Raw genomic sequence first — 6,087 nt, forward strand, 5'->3', positions numbered from 1 at the left:
AAGAAAATCCATTCCAACACATTTTAATGTATTTGAATTAAATTTAAATTCTCTTAAAACTAATTTAGTTAATGCACCCGCAAGAAAAGGGAAACTAACAACATCTAATCTAGTTTTAACCTTTCCAACTGAAAATGGAGAATTAGAAAAGTACCAGGTTTTTGAAGCTCCAATTATGGAAGAAGGTCTTCAAAAAAAATATCCAACTATAAAATCGTATGTGGGAAAAGGTATTGATAATCCAAATTCCATAGTTAGATTTAGTGTAACTTCATTAGGACTGCACGCTATGATTTCTCAAAAATCTGGCGAGATGCTTTATATTGACCCTTATACACTTGATAAAGAAACGTATATAGCGTATACAAAGAAAAGTTTACCAGCTTCGGAACAATTTGAATGTAAAGTTGAAGAATTTTCAAAATCTACAAATATTGAATCTTCAAATATAGTTGCAAAAACTGATAATGCAAATGATGGAATTTTAAGAACTTTTAGATTAGCAATTGCTACAACAGGTGAGTATTCTCAATTTCATTTAAATAATCAAGGAATAAGTCCTACAGCAACAGATGCGGTAAAAAAAACAGCTGTACTTTCTGCTATTGCGGCTATAATCACAAGGGTTAATGGTGTTTATGAAAGAGATGTAGCATTAACAATGATATTGGTTGCTAATAATACCAATATTATATTTTTAGACCCATTAACAGATAATTTCACAAATAATGATGGAAGTATTTTAATTAATGAAAGCCAGACAGTTATTGATAATATTATTGGCTCAGCAAATTACGATATTGGACATACTTTTAGTACTGGTGGTGGTGGTTTAGCACAATTAAGATCCCCATGTACTTCAAGTAAAGCAAGAGGAATTACAGGTTTAAATAGCCCTATAGGAGATCCTTATGCTATTGATTATGTAGCCCATGAAATGGGTCATCAATATGGTGCTAATCATACTTTTAACACTGATGCTGGTGGATGCGGTGGAGGTAACAGAAATAATGGAACGGCTGTAGAACCAGGTAGCGGTTCAACTATTATGGCGTATGCTGGGCTTTGTTCCCCTGACAATGTTCAAAATTTTAGTGATGCATATTTTCATTTAGTGAGCATTAGAGAAATGTGGACTAATATTTCTATAGGAAATAGCACTTGTGGCGCACAAACCTCGGCAAGTAATACTGCACCTATTTTAGATGCTTTATCTAATTATATAATTCCAATCTCAACACCTTTTATTTTGAATGCAAGCGCATCAGATATTGATGGAGATAATTTAACATATACTTGGGAACAATTAGATACTGAAATTACACCACACCCATTGGTATCTACAGCTACAGGCGGCCCTGCTTTTAGATCTATTTCGCCAACAAGTTCTTCAATGAGATATTTTCCAGCACAAAGCACTGTTATTGCAGGAAACTTATCAACTACTTGGGAGGTTTTACCTTCAGTAGCAAGAACCATGAAATTTGGTGTAACGGTTAGAGATAATCATGTGAATGCCGGTCAATCTACTAGTGGTGAGAACAAAATAACTGTTGATGGAACTTCTGGACCTTTTAAAATTACTTCACAAGCTATAGCTGTTAATTGGGATGCGGGAACGGCCCAAACAGTAACTTGGGATGTTGCAAACACAAATATTTCGCCCATAAGTTGTTCGTTTGTAAACATTTTACTTTCTGAAGATAACGGGTTAACATATCCAATTACCTTAGCTTCAAATGTAGCTAATAATGGATCTTATGAAATAGTTGTTCCAAATAACGCAACTACTTCAGGAAGAATAAAAATAGAAAGTGTAGGAAATGTATTTTACGCTATGAATGCTGGTACTATAACAGTAAAAACTTCAGAATTCATTATGAATTTTTCATCATATAGTGAAGAAACTTGTAGTCCAAGCAGTGTTATTTATAACTTCACTTATAATACATTTTTAGGATTTAATGAAACTACAACTTTCTCCGCAACTGGAAATCCAGCAGGTACAACTATTAGTTTTGTTCCAAATACTGCAACAGTAAATAATACAACTGTTGAAATGACAGTTAGTGGAATTTTGAATAACGATGTTGGGAAATATACTATTTCTGTTATTGGAAATTCTACTTCTACAACAAAAACAACAGTCGTAAATTTAGACGTTTATTCTTCAATTATTAATCTTCCAACATTAATTTATCCTCTAAATAATGCAATAGGTATTTTAAAACCATTTACATTAAACTGGAATAATGATGTTAATGCGTTGAGTTATGATGTGGAAATTTCAACAGATAATACTTTTTCAACTATTATTGAAGCAGCTACTGTAAACACTAATTCCTACAGTCCTCTTTTATCAGAATATAACACTAAATATTTTTGGAGAGTTAAATCAAAAAATAATTGTGGAGAAAGTGGTTTTTCAAATATTTATAATTTTACTACTGCAAACGTAACATGTGGTTCTTATGTTTCAACAGATACACCTTTAGGAATACCTGATAATAATTTTACAGGCGCAAGTTCAATACTTAATGTAACAGATGACAAAACAATTACAGATGTAAATGTTACAGTAAATATTACACATCCTTGGATTGGAGATTTGACGCTAACTTTAATAAGCCCAAAAGGAACTTCAGTAATATTAGTAGCCAGTAGAGAGGATGATGGAGATAATTATACAAATACTATTTTTGATGATGATGCTGTAAATTCAATTAATACATCAGTAGCCCCGTATACAGGAATGTTTTTACCTCAAGAAAGTTTATCTAATTTTAATAACGAAGCATCTATTGGTAATTGGACTTTAAAAGTTGTTGATGGTGGTGCTGTAGACATTGGTACAATTAATAATTGGAGTATTGAAATATGTGGTATTGATAGAGATAATGACAATGATGGTATTATAAATACAGTTGATAATTGTCCAGATACTGCAAATCCAGGTCAGGCGGATGCTGATGGTGATGGTGTAGGAAATGTTTGTGATGCTTGTATAGGATTTGATGATACCATAGATACAGATGGTGATGGAGTTCCTGATGGATGTGATGTTTGTCCTGGTTCAGATGATACCATAGATACAGATGGTGATGGAGTTCCTGATGGCTGTGATAATTGCCCTACTACAGCAAACATAGATCAAGCAGATGATGATGGTGATGGTGTAGGAAATGTTTGTGATGCTTGTATAGGATTTGATGATACCATAGATACAGATGGTGATGGAGTTCCTGATGGCTGTGATGTTTGTCCTGGTTCAGATGACTCAATAGATACAGATGGTGATGGAATTTCTGATGGCTGTGATAATTGCCCAACTATAGCAAACATAGATCAAGCAGATGCTGACGGTGATGGTGTAGGTGATGTTTGTGATACAACACCAACTGGAGATGAAGATAATGATGGGGTTGACAATGCAGTTGACCTTTGTTCTGGAACAACAGCAGGTGCAATGGTAGATACCTCAGGTTGTTTTACCTTACTGCCAAATAATTTTAGTATAGAAGTTACCAGTGAAACGTGTCCAAATAAAAATAACGGACAAATTTCAATTTCTGCAGCAGCATCTTATACGTATACAACAACAATTAATGGTATTAATTATACCTTTAACAATACGAATGGTGTTTTAGCTACAGATTTACCCCCAGCAATTTATACGGTTTGTATTTCTGTTATAGGTGAAACATTTGTACAATGTTTTGATGTAGAGGTGATTGCAGGTGAAATAATTGTAGCAGATGCAACTATAGTATTTAACAAAGCTTCTATAAATATTAAAACAGGAACTGCTCCTTATACTATTTATGTGAATGGAGAAAAGAGTTTTACAACAAGTTCTCCACTATTTAATGTCGCTATAAAACATGGAGATTTAATTGAAGTAAAAACAGCTAAATCTTGTGAAGGAGTCTTCTCAAAAACAGTTGAGTTGTTGAATGAAATAATAGCATATCCAAATCCTACTAATGGTGTTTTTAATATCACTTTGCCAGTTTTGCAAAAAGAAGTAACTATTGAATTGTACACCATACATTTACAGTTGATTTCAGCAAAAAAATATCCAATTGTAAATGGAAAAGTTCAATTAAATATTGAAGAAAAACCGACAGGATTATATTTTGCTAAAATATATTTAGAAAAACCAGTTATATTAAAAGTTTTAAAAAGTAATTAATGTAGTTTTAAATTAATACTTTATTGAACAATTTTTTTAATAAAATGAGATTGTACTGAATAAGCACAATCTCATTTTTGTTTTTAATTACCATATCCAATAGATGAAACCATTTAATTATACATTAAATATAAGTGCTGATATTAATATTACCTATTTTTGCATCGTAAAAACAATTGACTTTTAATGCTTTTTAAAAAATATACTACTTTTTTTGTTGTCATATTCCTAGTGTTTCTTTATGATAATAGTTGGTCTCAAACAAATTTACCTCCAACTATTACAGCAACTGGTAATCAAATTTATTGTCCACTAACTCAACTACATATTGCTACAGATTTTAATATTGTTGATATTGACAACACACCTATTGAAGCTATTTTTATTCAAATTTCAACAGGATACATTCAAGGTGAAGATGAATTAAAATATTTAGGATCAAATCCAAATATAACTAGCTCTTGGAATTCTTCTCAAGGAAAATTAACACTAAAATTACCAACAGCAGTTTCAAATTATATAGACCTTTTAAATGCAGTTAAAGAAGTTGTTTTTGAAAGTAATTCAAATTTAATATCTGGGGAAAAACATTTTTCATTTACTATTGATGAAGCAAATTATTTACCATCTACTGGTCATTATTATGAATATATAGAAAACATTGGGATTACTTGGACAGCTGCAAAAACAGCAGCTGAAGGAAAAGATTATTACGGGTTACAAGGTTATTTAGCAACTATTACTTCTATTGAAGAAGCGCAGCTTTCTGGAGAACAAGCTGCTGGAGCTGGATGGATTGGAGGTAGTGATGCTACAACCGAAGGTGTTTGGAAATGGGTTACAGGACCTGCACCAGAAAATGGAATGGTTTTTTGGAATGGTTTATCTAATGGATCAAGCCCATTGGGCATTTTTTCATTTTGGAATACTGGTGAACCAAACCAAACGGGTGACGAAGATTATGCTCATGTTACAGCGCCTGGCGTTGGCGTTCCAGGTTCTTGGAATGATTTAAGTAATAATGGAGCTGCATCTGGAAATTACCAACCTAAAGGCTACATTGTTGAATATGGTGGAATGCCAGGTGATCCAATTTTAAATATTTCAGCAAGTACAAAAATTACTGTTGACTCAATCGGAACAATAGCATCAGGTTCAAATTGTGGTGAGGGTTCAGTTTTTCTGTCTGCTACAACAACATTAGGTGAAACAGTTTTATGGTTTGATTCTTTAATAACTACAACACCAATAGGATCCGGTTTAAATTTTACCACACCATTAATAACTACAACCACAACTTATTACGTGTCTGCTGGTGTTTGTTTAGAGGGTCAAAGAACACCAATAATCGCAACAATCTATTCTATTCCAGAAATTACGTCAACAACTGACACTAAAATATGTGGAGCAGGTTCTGGAACGTTACTAGCTTCTGCTTCTGCAGGAATAATTAATTGGTACACAACTTTAACTGGTGGATTACCAATTGCTACTGGGAATAATTACACTCCTTCAGTAATTAATACAACAACTTTTTATGTAGACGCTACTGAAAATGGTTGCACAACTTTAACCAGAACTCCAGTTGTTTTAAATGTTCAGTATACCACAGAGCCAACAGGTATAAGTACACAAGAATTTTGCGATATTGAAAACGCTACTTTAAATGAATTAGTAATTACTGGAACTGCAATTTTATGGTATAACTCACTAGCTGGAGGAACACCTTTAAGTAATGCTGATTTTTTAATAAACAATACAACTTATTATGCTTCACAAACTGTAAATGGATGTGAAAGCCCAACAAGATTGGCTGTTGATGTTCATATTTTTGAAACTCCAAACCCACCTTCAACTATCACAATTTTAGAAAAATGTGATGATTTATCAATTGG

At 32.8% G+C, this 6,087-nt stretch carries 2 protein-coding genes; both read left to right on the forward strand.

All coding sequences use genetic code 11. The features are described from left to right. A partial coding sequence (locus tag ABY863_RS12295) for a reprolysin-like metallopeptidase (protein ID WP_372795262.1) occupies positions 1-4,192 on the forward strand: 4,192 nt, incomplete at its 5' end. Positions 4,193-4,378: 186 nt separating this feature from the next. Then, the coding region (locus ABY863_RS12300; protein WP_372795264.1) for a hypothetical protein at positions 4,379-6,087 on the forward strand (1,709 nt) is incomplete at its 3' end.

The sequence above is a fragment of the Lutibacter sp. genome (assembly GCF_041562875.1).
In the GTDB taxonomy this organism is placed as follows: domain Bacteria; phylum Bacteroidota; class Bacteroidia; order Flavobacteriales; family Flavobacteriaceae; genus Lutibacter.